We start from the raw sequence: 1558 nt of genomic DNA, 5'->3' as shown, positions 1-1558 counted from the left end.
TGTGGCAGGCGGCGTATTTACACGGCTATGCGGATGGCAGTGCCCGTCTTTTCTTTGCCTTCCATCACCTAATCATCGATGCGGTTTCCTGGCGGATTTTGGCGGAAGACGTGGAGCAGTTGCTGAGCGGTGGGGCGCTCGGCCCCAAAACCAGCAGTTACCGCCAGTGGGTGCAGGCTGTACAAAATTACGCCGAGGGTCATCAGGGAGATGTGGGTTATTGGCAGGGGGTAACGTCGGGTCAGCAGTCTCTGTTTGAGCAACTTGGCGACGATTTGGCAGATAGCCCGCACACATGTGAGGTTGTGCTCTCGAAAGAGGCCACGGATCAGTTGTTACACCGAGCGAACGAAGGCTACAACACCGAAATTAATGACTTGTTGCTGGCGGCTCTAACGCAGGCGCTTCAGGCCAGCTTTGGCCGTGATACCTTCCACATCACGCTGGAGGGACATGGTCGCGAGCCCATTGATGATGCGATTGATGTCTCGCACACCGTCGGCTGGTTCACCACTGCCTACCCCGTGCGTCTGCAGGCACGCGCCTCATTGGAGGACGTGATCATTGAAACTAAAGAATCGCTTCGCCGTATTCCCGATAAAGGCATTGGGTTTGGTGCACTGACTCAGGCGGGCCTGCTGGTGCATAGCCCGCTGTCTGAAATAAGTTTTAACTATCTGGGGCAATTGGGTGACGGGCCGAACACGTTCGACAACCGTGAACAGCCGATGTACTGGCATATTACCAGTGATGTGACCGGGCATTCGTCGGCGGTTGAAAACGTGCAGTTCGCACTGTTGAGCGTGAATGCCATGGTGTTCGACGGTCAACTACATTTCGGGCTGTTATCGGTATTGCCATCTGATCGGGTGAAAGCGATAGGCAAAGCCATAGAATCTGCTTTGCTCGAGGTTATTGAGCAAGCTTCAGGTGTGGCCGCGAGAGGCGGAGTGAAAACACCGAGTGATTACTCAGTACCAGCGCTTTCTATCGATACGCTCAAACGGATTAATCAGAGCTATGATGTCTCGAATATTTTTTCTGCTACTAGCCTTCAGCAGGGCTTTGTAGCTCTTCATCTCAATGCCCCCAGTTCGGATGCTTATCGAGTGCAGCTGTTATTAGATTATGACGCGGAGGATCTTGATGTTGATTTGTATATAGCCGCGTGGCGGCTGGCCTCATTGCGCTATCCTGTTTTGCGGCTTGCGTTTGATTGGCGGGATGATCAGGTATTGCAGGTGATTACGGCGAAAGCGAGTATTTCGCGGCAACACTTCACGTTACATGATTTTAGTCAGCGGACACGTGAAGAGTACGAGAAAGCGATTGCAAAATTACAAATCAGTGATCGCGCAAAGCGCTTTGATTTGTCGAAGTCAGGGTTAATTCGCTTGAATTTGATTAGAGCACCCGACAATCGATATACGCTAATTAAAACTACACATCACAGTATCAGTGACGGTTGGAGTGGCCCGATTTTAATGCGCACAGTGCACCAGTACTACGATGCACTGGTAAAAGGTGAGACTCCTGAAGTGGAAGAGGAGACCGCCTA

1 protein-coding gene is annotated in these 1558 nt (G+C 51.6%); it reads left to right on the top strand.

Features of this window, described 5'->3' with window-relative positions; genetic code table 11:
- Positions 1-1558, top strand: a 1558-nt coding sequence (locus tag LC093_RS20165) for a condensation domain-containing protein (RefSeq protein WP_226669290.1), incomplete at both ends; no start/stop codon positions are given.

Origin of the sequence: Microbulbifer aggregans (assembly GCF_020524005.1) — a bacterium.
In the GTDB taxonomy this organism is placed as follows: Bacteria; Pseudomonadota; Gammaproteobacteria; order Pseudomonadales; family Cellvibrionaceae; genus Microbulbifer; species Microbulbifer aggregans_A.
The sequence above is the reverse complement of the archived record's forward strand: the minus strand, read 5'-3'. Positions and strand labels throughout refer to the sequence as shown.